The following is a 22,141-nucleotide window of genomic DNA, read 5'->3' as shown; positions in this document are numbered from 1 at the left end:
GCGACGGCCGACATGGTCCTGAACAACGAAAACGCCCGCCCGCGCCGCCCGCATCACGCCTCAGTGATGCACTCAGCGCAAAATCCCTATATGACGCCGGTTCCGATATTTCCTCCCGCGCGCCCGAGTTCCAGAGCGATACGCCCATGACCAGCCTGAAGCAGATCCGTTCCACCTTCCTCGACTACTTCGCCGCCGACGGCCACGAGAAGGTGCAGTCGGCTCCGCTCGTGCCGCAGAACGACCCGACCCTGCTGTTCGTCAATGCGGGCATGGTGCCGTTCAAGGACTATTTCACCGGGGCGGCGACCGCGCCCTACAACCGCGCCACCAGCTCGCAGAAATGCGTGCGCGCCGGGGGCAAGCACAACGATCTGGACAACGTCGGCTACACCGCGCGTCACCACACCTTCTTTGAAATGCTGGGCAATTTCTCGTTCGGCGACTACTTCAAGGACCACGCTATCGAGCGCGCCTGGACCCTGCTGACCAAGGAGTTCGGCCTCGACGCCAACCGCCTGCTGGTCACGGTCTATCACACCGACGATGAAGCCTTCGACATCTGGAAGAAGGTCACGGGGTTCGCCGATGAGAAGATCATCCGCATCCCCACCAACGACAACTTCTGGGCCATGGGCGACAGCGGCCCGTGCGGTCCGTGCACCGAAATCTTCTACGACCACGGCGACCACATCTTCGGCGGCCCTCCCGGTTCGCCGGACGAGGACGGCGACCGCTTCGTCGAGATCTGGAACAACGTCTTCATGCAGTTCGAGAAGGAGAACGACGAGATCGTTCGCGAACTGCCCAAGAAGTCGGTCGACACCGGCATGGGTCTGGAGCGCATCGCCGCCGTGCTGCAAGGCGTCCACTCCAACTATGAAGTGGACCTGTTCCGCAATCTGATCGCGGCCTCGGAAGAGCTGACCCACACCAAGGCCGAGGGCGAGCGCGCGCCGTCGCACCGGGTCATCGCCGACCACCTGCGCTCGACCGCCTTCCTGATCGCCGACGGCGTGACCCCCTCGAACGAGGGCCGGGGCTATGTCCTGCGGCGCATCATGCGCCGCGCCATGCGCCACGCCCACCTGCTGGGCGCCCAGGACCCGCTGATGCACCGTCTGGTGCCGACCCTGGTCGAGGAAATGGGCGAGGCCTATCCCGAACTCGGCCGCGCCCAGGCCTTCATCGAGGACACGCTGAAGCAAGAAGAGATCCGCTTCCGCACCACGCTCGGTCGCGGCATGAACCTGTTCGATCAGGCGACGGCCGACTTCAAGGCCGGCGACATGCTGGACGGCCAGACGGCCTTCACCCTCTACGACACCTACGGCTTCCCGCTGGACCTGACGCAGGACGAGGCCCGTCGTCGCGGCTTCAGCGTCAACGTCGACGGCTTCGAATCCGCCATGGCCGAACAGCGCGACCGCTCGCGCGAGCACTGGAAGGGCTCGGGCCAGACGGCTTCGGCCGGCGCCTGGCTGGCCCTGCGCGACCAGCACGGCGGCACGGAATTCACCGGCTATGAGTCCGAAACCGGCGAAGGCAAGGTCATCGCCATCGTCAAGGACGGCGCCGAAGCTGCGTCCGCCGCGACCGGCGAGACGGTCGAGGTGCTGCTGGACAAGACCCCCTTCTACGGCGAAGGCGGCGGTCAGGCGGGCGACAAGGGCGCCTTCGTCTGGAGCGGCGGCGAAGGCCGCGTGCTGGACACCAAGAAGCACGGCGGCGACCTGCACGTTCACACCCTCGAAGTGACCCAGGGCTCGCTGGCCACCGGCGCGGTCGTGACCGCCACGGTCGAGGAAGGCTCGCGCCCGACCACCCGCGCCAACCACTCGGCCGCTCACCTGTTCCACGCCGCCGTCAAGAACGTGCTGGGCGCCCACGTCGCCCAGAAGGGCCAGATGGTCGACGCCGAACGGATGCGCTTCGACTTCAGCCACAACGCCCCGATGACGGACGAGGAGATCGCCCGCGTCGAAGACGAAGTGAACGCCGTCATCCGCCAGAACGTCCCGGTCACGACCGAGCTGATGACGCCCGACGCCGCCATCGCAGCGGGCGCCGTGGCCCTGTTCGGCGAGAAGTACGGCGACGAGGTCCGCGTCCTGACCATCGGCCATGCGCTGAGCGGCCCGGGCGCCTATTCGGTCGAACTGTGCGGCGGCACCCACGTCTTCCGCACCGGCGACATCGCCCTGTTCAAGATCGTCTCTGAAGGCGGCGTGGCCGCGGGCGTGCGTCGCGTCGAGGCCCTGACCGGCGAGGCGGCCCGCCGCTACCTGCTGGATCAGGCCAACGTCGCCCGCCATCTGGCGCAAGGCTTCAAGATCCAGCCCGCCGAGGTTCCGGCCCGCGTCGAGGGCCTGCAGGCCTCGGTCAAGACGCTGGAGAAGCAGGTCGCGGACCTGAAGAAACAGCTGGCCCTGGGCGGCGGCGCGGGCGCCAATGCGGCCCCGGAAGAGATCGGCGGCATCAAGCTGATCGCGCGTCTTCTGGACGGCGTCGACGGCAAGGGCCTGCGCGGCGTGGCCGAGGACTTCAAGAAGCAGGTGGGCTCGGGCGTCGTCGCCCTGGTCGGCGTCACCGACGGCAAGGCGGCCATCACCGTCGCCGCGACGCCGGACATGGCGGGCAAGGTCAATGCGGCCGACCTGGCCCGCGACGCCGTCATCGCCATGGGCGGCAAGGGCGCCGGCGGCAAGCCCGACTTCGCCCAGGGCGGCGCGCCCGACGGCTCCAAGGCCGAGGACGGCCTGAACGCCATCCGCGCCGCGCTGAAGGGCTGATCGTCCTCACAAGCTGAGACGACGAAGGGCGGCGCATCCGACGCGCCGCCCTTTATCTTGGGCTGAACCCTCCGCAGGGATGAGCGGATATTTTTACTCCGGCGTCCCCAGATCAATCCCGGCCAGCTTCCAGCCGAACAGGTTGCGGCGCTTCATCAGCAGGGCGACCTGCTCATCCGGCTGGTCGTCGCGGGTCAGGGTGACGGCGAAGGTGTCCAGGTCACGATAGCCCCAGGACTGGCGCACGCGCTTGTTCTCGGACTTCGGCTCCTGAGGCTCCTGGCGCGTGACCTCCGGCTTGGGCGCTCGCCCCTCCTGCACCATCATCGAGATCGCCTGCGGCGTGACGAAGGCGTCCACCGCCCCGCCGACGAGGGCCGGCGCCAACAGCATCCCCAGCCCCGACAGGCCGCTGTCGGCCAGGCGCCGGTCCTTGCGCATCTCGACCATCATGCGGGCGTTCAACTCGTCCTTCAGGCTGGCGCGGAAGGCGGGAAAGTCGACCTGGCGCTCCAGCCCCCGCTCGTCGCCGGTCCTGGCCGCCTGGATCAACGACCGCGCCGCCAGCAGGGGCGAGGCGGCGTAGGCGAGCACGAAGACGGCCCCCGCCGTCAGCCCCAGACGAATGATCAGCTTGCGGTTCATCGGCCCTCCCCTGCCTTACGAACGCGACGGGACGACGACGAAACGGCGCCAAAATCCCCAAGCGGATTAGGGACATGGATCGCAGACGGGTTCAATGCGTGTTTTCACCGGCTCCGTCCCGCCGTCCCCGCCGCCGCCATCCTCGGGCTTGACCCGAGGATCCAGCCATCCGCGTGCGGGACATGGGCAAGGTCGAGCGCGCCGCCACCCTGGATCCTCGGGTCAAGCCCGAGGATGACGGCGTGTTTGAGGGGAGCGAACGCGATAAGCGCACAACAAAAGGCCCGCCGGATCGCTCCGGCGAGCCTTGATGTTTCAGCCGCGTCGCGCGGCCCGCTAAAAAGCCTCAGCCGATGCCCGGCAGAGCCTTCTTCAGGTTCTCGGACACCTTGTCCAGGAAGCCTTCGGTCGTCAGCCAGGACTGCTGATCGCCGACCAGCAGGGCCAGGTCCTTGGTCATGAAGCCCGACTCGACAGTCTCGACGACCACGCGCTCCAGCGTATCGGCGAACTCGGCCAGCTGGGCGTTGTCGTCCAGCTTGGCGCGGTGCTTGAAGCCGCGCGTCCAGGCGAAGATCGAGGCGATCGAGTTGGTCGAGGTGGCCTCGCCCTTCTGATGCTGGCGGTAGTGGCGGGTCACGGTGCCGTGGGCGGCCTCGGTCTCCATGACCTTGCCGTCCGGCGTCATCAGCACCGAGGTCATCAGGCCCAGCGAGCCGAAGCCCTGCGCCACGATGTCCGACTGCACGTCGCCGTCGTAGTTCTTGCACGCCCAGACGAAGCCGCCCGACCACTTGATCGCAGCCGCGACCATGTCGTCGATCAGGCGGTGCTCATAGGTCAGGCCGCGCTTCTTGAATTCCTCGGCGTAGTCGGCGTCGAAGACTTCCTGGAATATGTCCTTGAAGCGGCCGTCGTAGGCTTTGAGGATGGTGTTCTTGGTCGACAGATAGACTGGATAGTTGCGCTGCAGGCCATAGGCGAAGGAGGCGTGCGCGAAGTCGCGGATCGAGGAGTCGAGGTTGTACATGCCCATGGCGACGCCGGCGCCCGGCGACTTGTAGACCTCGTGCTCGATCACTTCGCCGTCGTCGCCGACGAACTTGATCGACAGGGTGCCGGCGCCCGGCATCAGGAAGTCGGTGGCCTTGTACTGGTCGCCGAAGGCGTGACGGCCGACGACGATCGGCTGGGTCCAGCCCGGCACCAGACGCGGCACGTTCTTGCAGATGATCGGCTCGCGGAAGACCACGCCGCCCAGGATGTTGCGGATGGTGCCGTTCGGCGACTTCCACATCTTCTTCAGACCGAATTCGGCGACGCGCGCCTCGTCCGGGGTGATGGTGGCGCACTTCACGCCGACGCCGTGCTTCTGGATGGCGTGGGCCGCGTCGATCGTGATCTGATCGTCGGTGGCGTCACGGCTTTCCATGCCGAGGTCGTAGTAGTCGAGTTCGAGGTCCAGATAGGGGAAGACCAGCTTGTCCTTGATCATCTGCCAGATGATCCGGGTCATTTCGTCGCCGTCGATGTCCACGATGGGATTGGCGACCTTGATCTTGGCCATGCTTACGCCTCTGTCTCTCAGGGAAGGAATTCGGTGCAGGCGGTATAGCGACCCCTGCGCGCGGGCGCAAAGGGGACGAAAGCCGCACGGCTCGAACCGAACCGCCGGAACGAAACCGCAGCTTGGCCGCTTGGCTTCTTCACGGCTACGCTTGGCGTCGCCGATCGATAAACGCATGGAACGCCTGATGTCGCTTCGCCGCCTGCGGTTCGCCGCCTCCGTCGCCCTTCTTCCTCTCGTCCTTGGCGCCTGCAAGGGCGACGAGGCCGCCGCGAAGCAGGACTCCCCGCCCGCGCCTCCTCCTGCTGAAGCCGCCGCCGCGCCTGCCCCCGCCGTTCAGATCGCCGCCAAGCCGCCCAGCATGACGCGCGAGTTCCGCGACTGGACCGCGACCTGCGACAACACCAACCACTGCGTCGCCTTCGGACCGGGCGCGAACCAGATGGGCTTCGTCCTGGTCGCCCTGGCGCCGGGGCCGGACGCCCGCCCGGTCGTCCACATGGGCGGCTGGGGCCTGGAGGACGGCGAGGGCTCCGTCTACGCCGAGATCGACGGACGTCGCTATGCGGGTCGGAACGCGAAGATGGACGAGGAGGGCGACGTCGTCGCCTTCAACACTCCCTCGCCCCAGCTTCTGCACGATCTGGGCGGCGGCGCGGCCATGGCGCTGAGGCGCGGCGACCGGCAGATGAAGGTCAGCCTGGGCGGGGCCGCCGCCGCCTTCCTGTGGATCGACGAACGCCAGGGGCGGTTGGACACCACCACCGCCCTGATCCGGCGCGGCGAGCGCCCCGCCTCCGAGGTGCCGGCCGCTCCCGCCGCGCCGCGCGTGACCATCGCCTCCGCCGCGCCTCAGGACGGCCTGGTGCAGGACGACCTGTCGCCCGCCCTGCTGGCCCATCCCAAGGTCCAGGAATGCCTGGCCACGTCCCGCAAGGGCGAGCGGTTCGAGCCGGACGTCGTGGTGGCCCGCCTGGCCTCCGACAAGCTGTTGTGGAGCGTGCCCTGCGGCGAGGGCGCCTACAACTTCACCCAGGTCTACTTCATCACCCCGGCGGACGGGACTTCGCCTCAGCCGGTCGACTTCCCCACGGCCACGGGCAGCAACGATGAGCTGGTCAACAGCCGCTATGACCCCAAGAGCCGCACCCTGTCCGCCTTCGGCCGCGGACGCGGCATCGGCGACTGCGGCCGCATGGGAAGCTGGGCGTGGACCGGCGAACGCTTCGCCCTGCTGAACGAGAAGGCGATGCCGATCTGCACGGCCGTGCCGCAGGACCTGTGGCCGACCACCTGGCGCGCGGCGACCTGACAGACCGACGACGCCCGACAGGAAATCGGCCCGGACGCGCAAACGTCCGGGCCGTCTTTCGTTTCAGGGCTCAGCCGCGCGTCAGGCGCGCATCCGCCCTTCCAGCACCGCCAGCGGCAGGGAGCCGCTGCCCAGCACCTTGTCGTGGAAGGCGCGCAGGTCGAAGCCGTCCTTGGCCTGCGCCTCCTCACGCAGGCGGGCGATGACCGTATGGCCGACCTTGTAGGCGCAGGCCTGCCCCGGCCAGACCGAATAGCGGTTGATCTCGCTGTTCGAGGCGTCCAGCGGCTTGGCGCCCGAGGCCGCCATATATTCGACCGCCCGCTCACGGCTCCAGCGTTCGGAGTGGATGCCGGTGTCGACCACCAGACGCACCGCCCGGAACAGATAGGACATCAGGAAGCCGACCCGGCCCAGCGGATCGGCCGCATAGGCGTCCAGGTCGTTGGCCGCCACGGCCTCCGCGTACAGGGCCCAGCCCTCGTTGAAGGCCGAGAAGCCGCCCGCGCGGCGCCATTGCGGCAGTTCGCCCGACTCGCGCTGCAGGGCGACCTGCAGGTGGTGGCCCGGCGAGGCCTCGTGATAGGTCAGGGTCGGCAGGGCGAACTTCGGCCAGTTCCCGCTGTCGCGCAGGTTAATGTAGTAGGCGCCCGGACGCGAGCCATCCAGCGGCGGCCCCTGATAGTAGCCGCCCGGCGCGCCCGACTGGATCGATACCGGCACGCGGCGGATTTCGACGTGGGTCTTGGGCAGACGGCCGAACACGGTCGGCAGCTTCGGCTCAAGCGCGGCGACCTGTTCGTTCAGCCACTTCAGCAGCTCTTCCTTGCCCGCGTCGGTGTTGGGGAACAGTTGGGCGGGGTCCTTGTTCAGGGCCTGAACCCGCTCGCCGACCGTGCCCTGAGTATAGCCCTGAGACTTCAGGATGGCGTCGATCTCGGCCGAGATCTCGGCCACCTGCTCGACGCCCATGGCGTGGATTTCCTTGGCCGAGAGCGTGGTCGTGGTATTCGACTTCAACCCGGCGGCGTAGAAGGCTTCGCCGTCCGGCAGGCGCCACACGCCCGCGTCGTGCACCGCCTTTGGACGGATCGCTTCCAGCGCCTCGATCTGACGGGCCAGGGCCGGCTTGACCTTCTCGTCCACCAGGGCGGCGGCGCGCGCGTCATAACCCGACAGATTCAGCGCTCCGGCCTTGCGGACCAACGACTTGATCATGGCCATGTCGGCGGCCGGGGTGTCGCGCAGGGTGCGGATCTGCGGCAGCATCCGGTCGATGATGAAGTCCGGCGGGATCACGCCCAGACCGGCGTCTTCCTGAACCTTGGCCGTCTCGCCGTCCAGCACGCCCGCAAAGGCCTCCAGGCGCGACAGGAAGGCGTCAGCGCCGGCCGCGTCCTCGATGCGGTGCTGGTTGTCCATGAAGTCGGGCGTGGAGAAATAGGCGCCCGACAGCTGGGTCACGATATAGGGCGACGGACGCCCCGGCCCCGAACCATAGTCGAAGCGCGCCGTCTCGGCCGACGTCTCGCGCCCGAAGGCGGCGATGGCGTAGTTCAGCGCCCCGGCCTCGGACAGCCCCTTCTGGTCGAACGCCTTCAGCTCGTCCCAGCGTCGGACCGCCTTTTCACGATCCTTGCGGATGGCGTCGGGCCCCGCTTCGCTGAGCTTGGACGACAGGCCGGCGCGGGCGTCCTTGTCCAGACCCAGGTTGGTGGCGCGCTCAGGTCTCTCGTCGATGTCGGCCTCGAACCAGCCGTCCAGCAAGGCGTTCAGGCGCGCATCGGCGTCGTTTGCGGCGGCGGCGCATTGGGCCAGCAGGGGCGCTGCGGCCGCAGTCGCGGCGGCGCTCAGCAGAAGATTGCGGCGATTGATCATTCAGGTACTCCCCCAACAGAGCCGCGCCGCGCCGGGCGTTGCTCTCATCACACTCAATGACGGACCGGCGCGTCCGGGAAGGATCAGGCCGTCAGACCGGGGTCCAGGCGTTCATGGTCCGCTCCAGCACCGTCAGCGGCACGCCGCCGAGGTTCAGACCCGTGTCATGGAAGCCCTTGATGTCGAAGCGGCCGCCCAGACGCTTCTTGGCGTCCTCGCGCAGACGCACCCAAGTGGTGTGGCCGACCTTGTAGCTGGACGCCTGACCCGGCCAGACGCAGTAGCGTTCGACCTCGGTGGCGATGCTCGATTCCTGGTCGCCCAGGGTGTCGACCATGTAGCGGATGCCCTGCTCGCGGCTCCAGCGCTTGTGGTGAAGGCCGGAATCCACGACCAGGCGCGCGGCCCGGAACATCAGCGACTGCAGATAGCCGATCTGGCCGAAGGGATCGTTCTCATAGGCGCCGATCTCGTCCGCCAGCTGTTCGGCGTAAAGGCCCCAGCCCTCGGAATAGGCCGAGAAGCCCATGACCTTCATCAGCAGCGGCGTGTCCGGCTTCTCCTGCTGCAGGGCGATCTGGAAGTGGTGGCCCGGCACCGCCTCGTGATAGGTCAGGGTCGGCAGGGTCCATTTGGGCCATTCGGCCGTGTCGCGCAGATTGATGTAGTAGGCGCCCGGACGCGACCCATCCAGGGCCGGCGGCATGTAGTAGCCGCCCGGCGCCCCGGCCTCGATGGCCTTGGGCACGCGGCGGATGTCGCACGGCGACTTGGGCAGACGGCCGAAGTATTCCGGCATGCGCGCCTGGATGGCGACCATCTGCGCATTCAGCTCCTGGATCAGCTCATCCTTGGCTTCGTCCGTGTTCGGATAGACGAAGCGAGCATCCTCGCCGAGCGCGGCGACGCGGGCGCCCACCGAGCCCTGCGTCAGGCCTTGCGCTTTCAGCAGGGCGTCGGTGCGGGCCGAGATTTCAGCCACCTGCTCCAGCCCCATCTGGTGCACCTCGTCCGGCGTCATGGAGGAGGTGGTGTAGTATTTCAGCCCGAAACGGTAATAGGCCTCGCCGTCCGGCAGGCGCCAGACGCCGCCGTCGTGGGTCGCGTTCGGGCGCACGGTCTTGAAGTCGTCGGCCTGACGCTGGATGGCGGGATAGACCTCATTGGTCAGGATGGCCTCGGCCCGCGCGGCCCAGTCGCCGGAAATATCCTTCTCGGCCGTGCGGCGCGCCAGGGACTTGGTCATGACCGAGTCGGCGACAGCGGTGCCGGTGATGGCGTCCATCTGGGTCAGGGTGCGGTCGATGACGAAGTCCGGCGGCACGGCCCCGGCGGCGAACTCGGCCTGCATCCGCGCCCGCTCGGCGTCCATGCCCGCCGCGAATGCGGACAGGCGCGACAGATAGGCCTCGGCGTCGTCGGCCGTCTCGATCCGGTGCTGGCTGTCCAGGAAGTCCGGAATCTGCTGGTAGGCCCCGCCCAACTGGCTGACGGTATAGGGCGAGGGCGAGAAGCCGCCGCCGTAGGGGAAGTCGTAGCCGGTCATCACCGTGTCGCCGAAGAACTCCAGCGTGTCGTAATAGACCTGATCCGCCGCGTTCAGCTGTCCCTGATCGATGGCCTTCACCGCCTTCATGGCGTCGACGAACTTGGCCTTGTCGGCGTCGATCTTGGCCTGAGAGCGATCGCTCAGCTTGAAGCGGGCGTCGGCTTTCGGTCCCCGGTCCATGCCCAGCATGGTCAGCAGTTCCGGGTCCGACAGCAGCATCTCGTCGGCGATGCGGTCCAACAGGGCGTGGAATGCGGTCGTTGCGGCGTTCGGCGCGGCTTGCGTCAAGGCTGTCGAGGCCAGGGCGCGAACCGGGCCGACGGCGGCCAGCGCGCCCCCGGCGGCGACCGACATCAACAGGCGGCGGCGATCCATCATGAGCTTCCTCCCAAAAGCGATGGTCGGGGATGCTAACGATGCAAGGGCCGCCCGCAAGGCTTGATCGTCGCCTTGCGGATTAAGTCTGAGTCATGCGCCCGGTCGGGGCGCGCCCACATGGGCCTTGATGCAGTCGCGCACGGCGCGCTTCAGGTCGCCCGGCGCGTTCGGCTCGTCCACGCCCTCGGCGGCGAAGACGGCGCGGACGGCCGCATCCAGCCCCTTGGGCAGGGCGGCGATGACTTTCTTCTGCCCTTTCTCGTGCAGGCAGAAGCCGACCTGGGTGCACAGGTCGGCGAACATGGAGTCGAAATCGGGGGCGGCGTCGGTCATCACACTCAGGCTTTCAGCCGCTTGGCGTGGAAGGCCACATGGTCGTCCACGAAGCTGGCCATGAAGAAGTAGGAGTGGTCATAGCCCGGCTGCATCCTCAGGGTCAGCCCCTGCCCGGCCTTTTCCGCCGCCGCCTTCAGCAGTTCCGGCTTCAGCTGATCGGTCAGGAAGGAATCCGCGTCGCCCTGATCCACCAGGATGTCGTCGAAAACGCCTTTCGCCGCCCCGCCTTCGATCAGCAGGGCCGCGTCATGTTTAGCCCATTCCGCCCGGTCCTCGCCCAGATAGGCGGAGAAAGCCTTCTCGCCCCACGGACAGCGCGTCGGCGACGAGATCGGCGCGAAGGCCGACACCGACCGGAACAGTTCGGGATGCCGCAGGGCCAGCGTCAGCGCCCCATGCCCGCCCATCGAATGGCCGAAGACGGAGCGCGTCTTCGTCGTCGGGAACTCGGCGTCGATCAGCTCGATCAGTTCGCCCGTGACATAGCTCTCCATGCGGAAATGCGGCGCCCACGGCGCCTCGGTCGCATCGACATAGAAGCCCGCGCCCTGCCCCAGATCATAGGCCGGATCGTCCGCCACGCCTTCCCCGCGCGGCGAGGTGTCGGGCGCGACGATGATGACGCCCTGTTCGGCGGCGGCCTTGTAGGCTCCGGCCTTGGTGGTGAAGTTGTCCTCGGTGCAGGTCAGGCCCGACAGCCAGATCAGGACCGGGAACGGCCCCTCTCCCGCCGGAACAAAGACCGACAGCGTCATGGGCGTGCCCGTCGTCGCGCTGTCGTGCTTCAGATAGCGCAGCGTCCCGCCATGAACGACGTGGCTCTTGACCGTTTCCATAGGACTCAAACTCCAGATCAGTCTGGCCAGACCGTGGCCATGAAGGCGTCGTCCAGTCGGCCGCCGTCCTTCGAGAAATGCGCATACCAGTCGCGCGGGATCGGCGGCTGGGCTCCGGCCGGCGCCGCGCCCCCGCCCCAGGCGTCGAAGCCGATGCCGACCAGCACCGGCCCCTCGCGCACGGCCGGGGCCGGCACGGCCTCGACCGCGGCGACTGCCGCCGCCAGCGTCTCCGGACTGGGCGCCGGTTCGCCCGTGACGACCCAGGCCTTCGACCGGCGGCCCGGCTTGACCATCACCAGCACCATGCCCGAGGCGCCGGGCTGGACCGGGGCGGCGCGCACCGCCGTTTCCGCCGCCGCGCCCGCCGCCTGCAGATAGGGCGACAGGATCGCCTCGTCCGCACGCTTCTTCATCACGTGGTCGGGCAGGTAGAGGACCACGTCCTTGCGGACCCAGGCCTCGGTGGGCGCTCCGGCCTCGGGCGGCGCAACGGGCCGATCTCCGCCTCGATCGCAGGCCGACAGGCTGAACGCCGCCAGCCCGACCAGAATCGCCGCCTTCGCCTTCATCGCCTTATCCTCAGCCCGGCCGGTGAACGGCGCAGATCTTATTGCCTGACGGATCGCGCAGATAGGCCAGATGCAGAACGCCGAAGGGGGTGGTGCGCGGCCCGGCCGGGTCCTCGATCGCCACGCCGCCCGCCGCGACCCCGGCCTCGGCGAAGGCGACGACCGCCTCGGGGCTGGACGCCGCAAAGCCGATGGTCCCGCCGTTAGCGTGACAGGCCGCCTGACCGTCGCGCGGCTTGACCACGCCCAGCATCCCGCGCGGCGTCATGTACCAGACGCCCGGCAGCGGCACGTCGCTGAACGCGCCCGGCTGATGGCCCAGGGCGCCGAGAACGGCGTCATAGAATTTGTGCGAGGCCTCGACGTCGTTGGCGCCGACGGTGACGTGCGTGAACATGGTGATCCTCCCAGATCCGCCCGATCCTTTCGCCGGGCGCGGCCAGCTAAGCCGAGCAGGTTTCATTTGGCAACGAACTTTGCTGCACCTGCTCAGTCCGCCCTCATTTCGGGCGCGCGCCCTCTCGGGCATAGACGCCCATCAGTTCGCCATAGTCCTCGGGCGGCGGGAATTCGGGATAGCCGACCTTGGCCCCCGACTGCACGCCCGGCAGGCGCTCCGTCGTCCAGGTGTCGGCATGGGGAACGAACCACGCCCCGTCGTCCAGCAGGCTCGGCCTCAGGTTGACGAACTGCCCCCCGGCGATGCCGCGCGTGAACAACCAGGTCTTGCACGACGGACAGAAGTGATGCTCCGGCACAGGATTGTGCAGGCCCCCGATCTCCGTCTCGCCCTCGACCGTCAGCCCTTCGCTGGGCAGCATCAGGCTCAGCGAATAGGCGCCGCCCGTCAGCTTCTGACAGGCGCGGCAGTGACAGGCCGCGGCAAAGACCGGGGCCTGGGCGACCTGAACTTTCACCTGCCCGCAGAGGCAGGCCCCCGTCCACGGCAGTTTCCAGTCGCCCATGGCTGTATCCCTCTCGTTAGAAGACGATGACCGAACGGATGCTCTTGCCTTCATGCATCAAATCGAAGGCCTCGTTAATCCGCTCCAGCGGCAGGGTGTGGGTGATCATCGGGTCGATCTCGATCTTGCCGTCCATGTACCAGTCGACGATCTTGGGCGTATCGGTGCGGCCGCGCGCGCCGCCGAAGGCCGAACCCTTCCAGACGCGGCCCGTGACCAGCTGGAACGGACGGGTGGCGATCTCCTTGCCCGCCTCGGCCACGCCGATGATGACGCTCTCGCCCCAGCCGCGGTGGCAGGCTTCCAGCGCCTGACGCATGACCACGGTGTTGCCGGTGCAGTCGAAGGTGTAGTCCGCGCCGCCGCCGGTCAGCTCGACCAGATGGGCGACCACGTCCGACACCTCCTTGGGATTGAGGAAGTGGGTCATGCCGAAGCGACGGCCCCACTCTTCCTTGTCGCCGTTGATGTCGACGCCGATGATCATGTCGGCGCCGACCATCTTCAGCCCCTGGATGACGTTCAGGCCGATGCCGCCCAGGCCGAAGACCACGGCGTTGGCGCCCGGCTCGACCTTGGCCGTGTTGACCACCGCGCCTACGCCCGTCGTCACGCCGCAGCCGACGTAGCAGGCCTTGTCGAAAGGCGCGTCTTTGCGGATTTTCGCCACCGCGATCTCGGGCAGGACCGTGTAGTTCGAGAAGGTCGAGCAGCCCATGTAGTGGGCGATCGACTGGCCCTTGTAGGAAAAGCGGCTGGTGCCGTCGGGCATCAGGCCCTTGCCCTGGGTCGCGCGGATCGAGGTGCACAGGTTGGTCTTGCGGCTGAGGCACGACTTACACTGACGGCATTCCGGCGTGTACAGCGGGATGACGTGGTCGCCGACCGCCAGGCTGGTCACGCCCGGTCCCACCTCGACCACCACGCCGGCGCCCTCGTGGCCCAGGATCGAGGGGAAGATGCCCTCAGAGTCCAGACCGTCCAGCGTATAGGCGTCGGTATGGCACACGCCGGTCGCCTTGATCTCGATCAGCACCTCGCCGGCGCGCGGGCCTTCCAGATCGACCTCGACGATCTCGAGCGGGCGTTTGGCTTCGAACGCGACGGCGGCGCGAGTTTTCATGATGAAAGGTCCTTGGGACGTCCCTATCGCTCGCGACGCGATCGCTCGCCGTTGAGGGACATGAGGTGACTGAATTGGCGTCTGTTCTACGCCCGTCGCGGCGGGGCGGATATGGCGACAACCGCAAAACATTATTGTCGTGATGCAACAATCATGATCGAACGTCCCCATGAGCCGTTGGGACGGGATCGACGAATTCACCGCTGTCGCCGAACAGGCCAGCTTCTCGGCCGCCGCCCGGCGTCTGGGCCTGTCGACCTCGGCCGTCAGTCGCGAGATCGCGCGGCTGGAGGATCGCCTGCAGACCCGCCTGCTCCACCGCACCACCCGCCGGGTCGAACTGACCGACGCGGGCCGCGACTTCCTGGCCCGCTGCCGCCGCCTGATCGACGAACGCGACGAGGCCCTGGCCGCCGTCCAGCCCGACGATCAGGCCCCGCGCGGCCTGCTGCGCATGACCTGTTCGGTCTCCTATGGCGAGCGGTTCATCGCCCCCGCCGTCAACGCCTTCGCGGCTCAGAATCCCGAGCTGCGGATCGAGCTCGATCTCGACAATCGCCTGCGCGATCTGGTCGGCGACGGCTATGATCTGGCGGTGCGGTTCGGTCACCTGACCGACTCGCGGCTGATGGCGCGGCGCCTGGCCTCGCGGCGACTGATCCTGTGCGCCAGCCCCGACTATCTGGCCCGCCGCGGCGCCCCGCGCGACCTGTCCGAGATCGCCAGCCACGACGGCCTGATCGGCTCGGCCGAACACTGGCGCTTCACCGAGGCGGGCCGCGAAGTGTCCTTGCGCCCCACCGGCCGCTGGCGCTGCAACTCCGGCGCAGCTGTGCTGGACGCGGCCCTTCAGGGGCTGGGCCTGTGCCAACTGCCCGACTTCTACGTGGCCGAGGCGCTGGCGTCGGGCGCCCTCGTCTCCCTGCTGGACGAAGCCCGCCCGCCCGACGAAGGCGTCTGGGCCGTCCACCCGCACCCCCGCCACGTCCCGCCCAAGGTCCGCGCCATGATCGACTGGCTGCACGATCGTCTGTCCGCGCCGGGCGTTCGAAATTGGGGCTAGACTGATGGTGATGAAGAGCCTGAGTCCCGCCTACCTGAAACTCCGCCGTCGAGTGGACGCCGTGCTGTCAAACCCCGCACGGCGTATTGAGGTCGGCCCTTTGTATATTCGACGCAACGATCTGATAACCGCCATTCCTTTCGCGGCGTTCGCCCCACTCATTCTTTTTCATCTTTTCGTCATCCCTCTGCCATGGACAGCTTGGCTGCTGGCCCTCCCGTGGGCTGCGACGTCAGGGATCTTCCTAGGGTGGCGGGCCTGGCGGTTGATCCGGGCCAACAGCATCAAGTCCGCGCGCGACTATGACCGGCGCGCCAGATTCCGGTTGCCTCCCGAATACGCCGCCTCGGAAAGCCTATTGGCGCACCAGCGACGCAAACGGAGAACCAACAGATGAACCTCGTCATCCTGACCGGCGCCGGCGTCTCGGCCGAGAGCGGGGTGCCGACCTTCCGCGCCTCGGACGGCCTGTGGGAAGGGCATCGCGTCGAGGCCGTCGCCACGCCCGAGGGCTTCGCCGCGAACCCGGCCCTAGTGCAGGACTTCTACAACCAGCGGCGACGGCAACTGGCCAGCGTCCAGCCCAACGCCGCGCACCGGGCGCTGGCCGATCTGGCGGCGCGGTGGGCGGGCGACGTCCTGCTGGTGACGCAGAACGTCGATGATCTGCACGACCGGGCGCACATGGACACGCCGCCCGCGCCGGGCTTCCAACTGATCCACATGCACGGCGAGCTGAAGAAGGCGCGCTGCACCGCCTCGGGCGTCGTCTGCGACTGGGACGGCGACCTTGAGCCCGCCCACGCCTCGCCCCATCACCCGCACGGAACCTTGCGCCCGCACATCGTCTGGTTCGGCGAAATCCCGCTGGAGATGGAGCGGATCGAGCGGGCGCTGGCGCGATGCGACCTGTTCGTCTCCATCGGCACCTCGGGCGCGGTCTATCCGGCGGCGGGCTTCGTCCAGCTGGCGCGCATGGCCGGGGCGCGGACGGTGGAGATCAATCTGGAACCGACGCAGGGCGCGGGCCTGTTCGACGAGGGCGTCTACGGCCCCGCCAGCGAGACCGTGCCCGCCTTCTTCGGCCCGCTCTAGGCCCTCGGCCCGAACAGGATGATGGCGGCTCCGATCAGGCAGACTGCGCCGCCGATAACGTCCCAGCGGTCCGGCGTCGTCTTCTCGACCAGCGCCATCCACGCCAGCGACGCCACGATATAGACCCCGCCATAGGCCGCGAACGCCCGCCCCGCCGTCTCGGCCGGAACCATGGTCAGCAGCCACGCGAAGGCGATCAGACTGAGCACGCCCGGCGCCAGCCACCACGGCGAGCGATCCAGCTTCAGCCAGGCCCAGAAGGCGAAACAGCCGCCGATCTCGGCGAGCGCGGCGAGAGGATAGACGAGGGCGAGTTTCATGCGGCTCCTTCCGTCATTCCGCTCCCCACCGCCGTCATCCTCGGGCTTGACCCGAGGATCGAGCGTAGCGGCGCGCTCGTCCTTGCTGGCGTCACGCTGGCGGACAACCCGATCCTCGGGTCAAGCCCGAGGATGACGGCAAACGGCGGCGCAAACGAGCACGGGATCGCCCCTTACTCCCCCTTCTTCGCCGCCTCAGCCCGCTCGGCCGCCAGCTTGGCCAGCACCCGGCCGCGCCCCTTCGAAAGGGCGTGGATGGCGCCGCGCATGGTGGCGACCTCCTGTTCAGTGAAGGCGGCGCGGCCCAGCATGACGCGCAGGTTCTGGCTCATCGAGCGCTTCTTCTCGGGCGGATAGAAGAAGCCGCCGTTGTCCAACTCCGCCTCCAGATGCTCATACATGCCGAGCAGCAGGTCGTTCGACGCGGGCGGCTCGCCCTCGCGGAAGCGCGGCGGCGGGGCGTCCAGGATCAGGGCGCGCCACTCATAGGCGTTGATCGCCACCGCCTGGGCCAGGTTCAGCGAGTGGTGCCTGGGGTCGATCGGAATGGTGGTGATCCCGGCGCACAGGGCGATATCGGTCGTCTCCAGCCCCGCCCGCTCGCCGCCGAACAGCAGGCCGGTCTTCAGGCCCGAGGCCGTGTCGTCATACAGGATGCGCGCGCTCTCACGCGGGGTGCGCACCGGCTGGCGCGTCTCGCGCGGACGGGCGGTGGTGGCGAAGACGGTGTGCAGGTCGGCGATGGCCTCGGCCACGCTGTCGAACACCTTGACCCCGTCCAGCACCCAGTCGGCGCCCGACGCCGTGGCCCAGGCGCGGTCCTGAGGCCAGCCGTCGCGCGGGCTGACCAGCCGCAGCTCCGACAGGCCGAAATTGGCCATGACGCGGGCGACCGCGCCGATGTTGTCGGCCATCTGCGACTTGTCGAGGACGACGACGGGAGGCGTGAGTTCAGTCATGGGCGGTCTTTAATCCTTCTCCCCTTGCGGGAGAAGGTGGCAGTCCTCGGGCTTGTCCCGAGGGCTGACGGATGAGGGGTCTCGCGACCTTTCTAATCACGCGGCTTTGGCCCCGGCCAGAGAAACCCCTCATCCGAGCCCTTCGGGCCCACCTTCTCCCGCAAGGGGAGAAGGAACAGGTCAGTCCTCGCCGACCATGGAGGTCCACGGGTCGACGCGGCCCGCCTCGACCTCGGCGACCTTGACCGCCGGCCAGCCAATGCTGCTGTTCGCCGACACGCGCCACGCGGCCGACACGAAGTCGCGCAGCTCCGAGGCCCCGGCCGCCAGCCGCTCGTTGACGAAGACGGCGCCGCGCGGGTCCGCGTCCTTGAACGCGCCCGCCTTCTCCATCCGATAGAAAGGAATGACCGTCGCCAGCGTCGCATTCAGGTGCGAGGCCGTGCGGGCGCGCAGGTCGAAGCCCTCGACGTTCGGGGGCGTCATGGCCGCCTCCACCGCCTCCAGACGCAGGGTCCGGCTGGTGAAGGCGCCCTCGAAATCGCCGTGGGTGCGGCGCGACTTGGTGAAGCCCTCGGGGTTGGTCTCGCCCGCCCAGCCGTTGAAGTGGATGGTCGTGTGGTGCGGCTGGGACGCATCGCCGACGAAGTGGCTCAGCACCCCGATGTCGCGCAGGATCAACTGCTCGCGGCGTTCGCGGTCGGCGCGATACCAGGCCTGCTTGGCCAGGTCCGGCTCGCGCGCCTCGGCGGCGGTCAGCACGCGCCAATAGGCGAAGTCCCGCTCCAGATTCTGCCAGGCGTCCATGATGGCGTAGGGCAGGTATCCCGCCTTATCCACGTCCAGACCCGCGCGGATCAGGGCGGCGTCGTATTCCGACTTCAGGCGCGGCAGGTCGGCCATGGTCATGCCCCGCGCATCCATCACCCGGCCCTCATCGTCCATGTCGACGAAGTGGGCGGTGTCGCGCTCGCGATCATGCGGCTGGCCCGCGCCCTTCCAGCGATCGGGCTCGCGCGAATATTCGCCGACGTCGGCGGCGGCCCCGGCCGTGCGCAGGAAGGCGGGCAGATCGCCCGGCAGGTGGCGCATCGCCGCCACGCCGATCACCCGGTGGCCCGAACTGCCCCAGGCCTCTACTTGGACGGCGGGCGCCGCGACCAGCACCAGGGCCGCGGCGGAAATCATCAGGCGTTTGACTTGTCGGTTCATGAGACGGCGCCGTCGGAAATTTCAGAAGGAGAAACGACCGCTTATCGCATTCCCGCGCGCGCCTCCACCCGCCGCCCTCGCCCGGAGGAACGCCGATCACGCATCCGTTATCTTGGCTAGTTCGTCAGCTTTTCTTGCCAATAAAGTGTTAGCGCCGACGATCAAGTCATTAACGACCAAGGCAAGCGCAGAAGTATAGAAACGAAATAGGTCGAATATTTTATATATATAGTCTACCCGACCCGACACAGACCGGCGATAGACTGGCCCCATTCGCGCCTCATCCATTACCGATACAGCGACTGATCTCATTTGCCGCAATTGCGCCGTAATTGGCCGTCAGAAACTCGCCGCCGGCGCGTGTTGGGACCGGTGCTTCCACGAGTTTGATCGATGTTGAGCACGGCCGCCGCGCTTGCCATGCTGTGGACCATGGCCTTCTCCGGGGCCGGAGAGCCTGTCCCTTACGAAACGGCCGTCGCCCGCGACGCCGCCATCGTAGAAGCCGCCGCGACGGCCCCCGGTTCCATCGATTCCGCCGAAACGGCGGACCTGTCGGCCGAACAGCTTGAGCTGATGGCCGGCGATCCCGACTGGCGCGCCTCGGCCCGCCTCTATCACGCCGGCGGCGGCGGGGCGACCGGCAACGATTCCCTGGGCTGCCGCCCGATTCCGATGCGCACGGTCGCGGTCGACCCGCGCGTCATCCCGCGCCGCACCAAGCTGTTCATCCGCGAGACGGTCGGCCTGCGCATGGCCGACGGCACGGTCCACGACGGCTACTGGTACGCCTCGGACACCGGCGGCGCGATCAAGGGCGCCAAGATCGACCTCTACACCGGCCACGGCCGCGCCTCGATGCGCCCGGCCATGAGCCTGAACATGAAGACGCTGACCATCGCCGACGCGGGCGATTTCGACGGCTGCCCCCCGGCGTGGGAGACGGCCTCGAACTGAGGCTTTCAGCCTGACGACAAAAAGGGCGGCCGGATCGAACCGGCCGCCCTTTTTCTTTGGGCCTCAGCCCGCCTTCAGAACTTCCGCTTGCCGCTGACCGTCTCGAAAAACAGGCGGAAGTCGCCCATCAGACTCCACAGCGGATATTTGAACGTCGCGGGCCGGTTCTTCTCGAAGAAGAAATGCCCCACCCAGGCGAAGCCGTAGCCGACCACAGGCATGGCCAGCAGCCACCAGGGGTTCAGGGTGAAGCAAAACGCCAGAAAGGCCGCGATCACCAGTCCCGTCCCGACCACATGGATGCGGCGGCACGTCCGGTTGGAATGCTCATGGATATAATAGGGGTAGAAGGCCTCGAACGAGGCGTACCGCCCTTGGGGTTGCTCGATGCTCATGACCCCAGCCTGCCCCCGGATCGCGCCGGGGACAAGTCGCTCGCCCCGGCCGCACCGCTCATCCCCGCGGAGGCGGGGACCCAGTGCTGTGGCCGAAAGCGCGCGGATAGCCGCTCTGAACGATGAGCGCGTGGCTCTTGCTGGGTCTCCGCCTCCGCGGGGATGAGCGGATGGTTAAGCCCGCTTGCCCTTCGGCCCCTTGGCGAACGGCTTGCCGCCAGCCTTGAAGTCGGGCTTGCCCTTGAAGCCCGCCTTGGGCGTGAAGGGCTTCTTGTCGCCCTTGTCCTTGAAGCCCGGCTTCTTGTTGAAGCCGCCCTCGCCCGGCGCCGCATCGGTGCGGGGCGCATAGGGCTTCTTCTTGAAGGGACGCTCGCCATCCGCGCTGCGGCCTGCGTCGCCCTCAGGGCTCCACGGCTTCTTCTTGAACGGCGGGCGGGCCTGACCGTCCTCGTCGCGACGGAAAGGCTTCTTGGCGTAGGGGCGAGCCTCGCCGTCCTTCTCGAACTTGCGGTTGCGGGCGCCCTTCATCGAACCGGGCGTCGGCGCCTCGGACGGGGTGATCCTCGCCTCTTCCTTGCTCTGGGCCGCCGCCGCACGGAAGGCGTCGGCGTGGGTCAGGGCGACCTCGAAGCGGGTCTCTTCGGGGAAGGTGCGGATCGAGCCGATCTGCTGCTTGGTGATGCCGCCGATGCGGCAGATCAGCGGGATCAGCCATTTGGGATCGGCGTTGCGGTTGCGGCCGATGTCCAGACGGAACCAGCTGACCTCGTCCGGCTGCAGTCGGTCGCCCGGCCACGGCGCGGGGGCGTAGGCGTCGCCGCCCGCCGCATCGCGATCCTTGCGCGGCTTGCGCTGCGGGCCTTCGCCCGGATCGGTCAGGTCTTCCGGCGCCGGCAGGTTCTTGCGCAGCAGCACCAGCAGGGCGCGAGCCAGATCGTCCGGCGTGCGCTCCTTGACCAGCTTTTCGACCAGACCGGCATCCTCGTCCGCGCCTTCCTCGGCGAAGACCGGCGCGGCCAGCAGGCGCTGTTCGTCCTGAGCGCGGATTTCGTCGGCGGTCGGAGCGCCCGACCAGACGGCCTCGACCCCGGCCGAGCCCAGCAGCATCTCGGCCTTGCGGCGACGGCTGTGCGGGACCAGCAGGACCGATATCCCCTTCTTGCCCGCCCGCCCGGTACGGCCCGAGCGGTGCAGCATGGTCGCCTTGTTGATCGGCAGTTCGGCGTGGATCACCAGCCCCAGATCGGGCAGGTCCAGACCGCGCGCGGCCACGTCGGTGGCGACGCAGACGCGGGCGCGGCGATCGCGCAGGGCCTGCAGCGCCTCATTGCGCTCGCGCTGGCCCATCTCGCCCGACAGGGCCACCGAGGCGAAGCCGCGCTCGACCAGCGAAGCCTGCAGATGACGCACCGAATCCCGCGTCGAGCAGAAGACCAGCACCCCCGGCGCCTCGAAATAGCGCAGCACGTTGACCACGGCGCGCTCGATCTCGTTCGGGGCGATGCGCAGGGCGCGGTATTCGATGTCGTTGTGCGGCTGGCTGCGGTCGACGGTGTCGATGCGCACCGCATCCTTCTGATAGCGCTTGGCCATGATCGCGATGTCGCGGGCGATGGTGGCCGAGAACAGCAGGGTGCGGCGCTCTTCCGGCGCCTGGTCGAGGATGTATTCCAGATCCTCGCGGAAGCCCATGTCCAGCATCTCGTCGGCTTCATCCAGCACGACGACGCGCGCGGCCGACAGGTCCAGCGCCCCGCGATCGATGTGGTCCTTCAGACGGCCCGGCGTGCCGACCACGACGTGGGCGCCGAAGTTCAGCGCGCGCGCCTCCTTGCGGGCGTCCATGCCGCCGACGCAGGTGACGATCTTGGCCCCCGCCTCGGCGTAGAGCCATTGCAGCTCGGCCGCGACCTGCAGCGCCAGCTCGCGCGTCGGGGCGATGGCCAGCATCAGCGGCGTGTCCGGCTGACCAAACTGCTCCGCCTCGCCCAGCAGGGTCGGCGCCGCCGCCAGGCCGAAGGCCACCGTCTTGCCCGATCCGGTCTGGGCCGAGACCAGCAGATCCGCCTCGCCATGGCCTTCCAGCACGGCCGCCTGGACCGGCGTGGGCTCAAGATAGCCCTTGTTCAGCAAGGCGCGGTCAAGCGCGGGATGGATCGCGGGAAAGGGCATGAAGGGCCTGGAAAT

The 22,141-nt window shown here is 68.1% G+C and carries 21 protein-coding genes; 6 read left to right on the top strand and 15 right to left on the bottom strand.

Features of this window, described 5'->3' with window-relative positions:
• Positions 1-146 precede the first annotated feature (146 nt).
• On the top strand, positions 147-2,792 hold the full coding sequence (alaS, locus tag V8J38_RS03975) for an alanine--tRNA ligase (protein ID WP_338577994.1): 2,646 nt from the start codon (positions 147-149) through the stop codon (positions 2,790-2,792).
• Between the two features lie 93 nt (positions 2,793-2,885).
• On the opposite strand, the gene V8J38_RS03970 is transcribed toward alaS, so the two are convergent.
• Complete coding sequence (locus V8J38_RS03970) at positions 2,886-3,437, bottom strand: DUF2939 domain-containing protein (protein WP_338577993.1); 552 nt, start codon at positions 3,435-3,437, stop codon at positions 2,886-2,888.
• A 346-nt stretch (positions 3,438-3,783) separates the two neighbouring features.
• Positions 3,784-5,004 (bottom strand): NADP-dependent isocitrate dehydrogenase, encoded by a 1,221-nt coding sequence (locus V8J38_RS03965; RefSeq protein ID WP_291779469.1) that lies wholly within the window; start codon positions 5,002-5,004, stop codon positions 3,784-3,786.
• A gap of 187 nt (positions 5,005-5,191) precedes the next feature.
• On the opposite strand from V8J38_RS03965, the gene V8J38_RS03960 reads away from it, so the two are divergent.
• Positions 5,192-6,316 carry a DUF1176 domain-containing protein gene (locus V8J38_RS03960; protein ID WP_338577992.1) on the top strand — a complete coding sequence of 375 codons (1,125 nt, stop codon included), beginning with the start codon at positions 5,192-5,194 and terminating at the stop codon, positions 6,314-6,316.
• Positions 6,317-6,397: 81 nt separating this feature from the next.
• Here V8J38_RS03960 and V8J38_RS03955 read toward each other — a convergent pair whose 3' ends face one another.
• The 8 genes from V8J38_RS03955 to V8J38_RS03920 all read right to left on the bottom strand — a co-directional run bounded on the left by V8J38_RS03955 (position 6,398) and on the right by V8J38_RS03920 (position 13,953).
• A complete protein-coding gene (locus V8J38_RS03955) occupies positions 6,398-8,194 on the bottom strand; it encodes a DUF885 domain-containing protein (RefSeq protein WP_338577991.1) in 1,797 nt (598 codons plus the stop codon).
• Positions 8,195-8,285: 91 nt separating this feature from the next.
• Entirely contained in the window at positions 8,286-10,121 is a 1,836-nt protein-coding gene (locus tag V8J38_RS03950) for a DUF885 domain-containing protein (protein ID WP_338577990.1), read from the bottom strand.
• A gap of 90 nt (positions 10,122-10,211) precedes the next feature.
• Complete coding sequence (locus tag V8J38_RS03945; protein ID WP_291779457.1) at positions 10,212-10,454, bottom strand: hypothetical protein; 243 nt, start codon at positions 10,452-10,454, stop codon at positions 10,212-10,214.
• Positions 10,455-10,459: 5 nt separating this feature from the next.
• The gene (gene fghA, locus V8J38_RS03940; RefSeq protein WP_338577989.1) at positions 10,460-11,293 is read right to left on the bottom strand and encodes an S-formylglutathione hydrolase; all 834 of its coding nucleotides are present in this window, start codon (positions 11,291-11,293) and stop codon (positions 10,460-10,462) included.
• A 17-nt stretch (positions 11,294-11,310) separates the two neighbouring features.
• Complete coding sequence (locus tag V8J38_RS03935; protein WP_338577988.1) at positions 11,311-11,865, bottom strand: hypothetical protein; 555 nt, start codon at positions 11,863-11,865, stop codon at positions 11,311-11,313.
• 10 nt (positions 11,866-11,875) lie between these two features.
• A complete protein-coding gene (locus V8J38_RS03930; RefSeq protein WP_312219307.1) occupies positions 11,876-12,262 on the bottom strand; it encodes a VOC family protein in 387 nt (128 codons plus the stop codon).
• A gap of 103 nt (positions 12,263-12,365) precedes the next feature.
• Positions 12,366-12,830, bottom strand: coding sequence for a GFA family protein (locus V8J38_RS03925; RefSeq protein WP_338577987.1), 465 nt, complete (start codon positions 12,828-12,830; stop codon positions 12,366-12,368).
• A 16-nt stretch (positions 12,831-12,846) separates the two neighbouring features.
• The gene (locus V8J38_RS03920) at positions 12,847-13,953 is read right to left on the bottom strand and encodes an S-(hydroxymethyl)glutathione dehydrogenase/class III alcohol dehydrogenase (protein ID WP_338577986.1); all 1,107 of its coding nucleotides are present in this window, start codon (positions 13,951-13,953) and stop codon (positions 12,847-12,849) included.
• A 169-nt stretch (positions 13,954-14,122) separates the two neighbouring features.
• On the opposite strand from V8J38_RS03920, the gene V8J38_RS03915 reads away from it, so the two are divergent.
• The 3 genes from V8J38_RS03915 to V8J38_RS03905 are packed head-to-tail and all read left to right on the top strand — an operon-like array spanning position 14,123 to position 16,111.
• Entirely contained in the window at positions 14,123-15,016 is an 894-nt protein-coding gene (locus V8J38_RS03915; RefSeq protein WP_338577985.1) for a LysR family transcriptional regulator, read from the top strand.
• A 4-nt stretch (positions 15,017-15,020) separates the two neighbouring features.
• Positions 15,021-15,413: a hypothetical protein gene (locus tag V8J38_RS03910; RefSeq protein ID WP_338577984.1), complete on the top strand. Its 393-nt coding sequence runs from the start codon at positions 15,021-15,023 to the stop codon at positions 15,411-15,413.
• The gene (locus V8J38_RS03905; RefSeq protein ID WP_338577983.1) at positions 15,410-16,111 is read left to right on the top strand and encodes an NAD-dependent deacylase; all 702 of its coding nucleotides are present in this window, start codon (positions 15,410-15,412) and stop codon (positions 16,109-16,111) included. Before V8J38_RS03910 ends, V8J38_RS03905 begins: the two co-directional genes overlap by 4 nt.
• Here the strand turns inward: V8J38_RS03905 and V8J38_RS03900 are convergent.
• The 3 genes from V8J38_RS03900 to V8J38_RS03890 form a co-directional block, all read right to left on the bottom strand.
• Positions 16,108-16,431 carry a YnfA family protein gene (locus tag V8J38_RS03900; protein ID WP_076223633.1) on the bottom strand — a complete coding sequence of 108 codons (324 nt, stop codon included), beginning with the start codon at positions 16,429-16,431 and terminating at the stop codon, positions 16,108-16,110. The two genes, V8J38_RS03905 and V8J38_RS03900, sit on opposite strands and share 4 nt — an antisense overlap.
• Positions 16,432-16,604: 173 nt before the next feature.
• The gene (locus tag V8J38_RS03895; RefSeq protein ID WP_291779430.1) at positions 16,605-17,390 is read right to left on the bottom strand and encodes an RNA methyltransferase; all 786 of its coding nucleotides are present in this window, start codon (positions 17,388-17,390) and stop codon (positions 16,605-16,607) included.
• A gap of 180 nt (positions 17,391-17,570) precedes the next feature.
• Complete coding sequence (locus V8J38_RS03890; RefSeq protein WP_291779427.1) at positions 17,571-18,602, bottom strand: S1/P1 Nuclease; 1,032 nt, start codon at positions 18,600-18,602, stop codon at positions 17,571-17,573.
• Positions 18,603-18,995: 393 nt separating this feature from the next.
• Between V8J38_RS03890 and V8J38_RS03885 the strand changes: the two genes are divergently transcribed.
• A complete protein-coding gene (locus V8J38_RS03885) occupies positions 18,996-19,559 on the top strand; it encodes a 3D domain-containing protein (protein ID WP_338577981.1) in 564 nt (187 codons plus the stop codon).
• Between the two features lie 74 nt (positions 19,560-19,633).
• Here the strand turns inward: V8J38_RS03885 and V8J38_RS03880 are convergent, their stop codons facing one another.
• Both V8J38_RS03880 and V8J38_RS03875 read right to left on the bottom strand, forming a co-directional pair.
• The gene (locus V8J38_RS03880) at positions 19,634-19,954 is read right to left on the bottom strand and encodes an Mpo1-like protein (protein ID WP_291779419.1); all 321 of its coding nucleotides are present in this window, start codon (positions 19,952-19,954) and stop codon (positions 19,634-19,636) included.
• Positions 19,955-20,128: 174 nt separating this feature from the next.
• Positions 20,129-22,126 (bottom strand): DEAD/DEAH box helicase, encoded by a 1,998-nt coding sequence (locus tag V8J38_RS03875; protein ID WP_338577980.1) that lies wholly within the window; start codon positions 22,124-22,126, stop codon positions 20,129-20,131.
• Positions 22,127-22,141: the final 15 nt, after the last annotated feature.

It is taken from the genome of Brevundimonas olei (assembly GCF_037055245.1).
GTDB classification, from domain to species: Bacteria; Pseudomonadota; Alphaproteobacteria; order Caulobacterales; family Caulobacteraceae; genus Brevundimonas; species Brevundimonas olei.
Note: the sequence above shows the minus strand (reverse complement) of the source record. Positions and strands in the feature narration are given on the sequence as shown.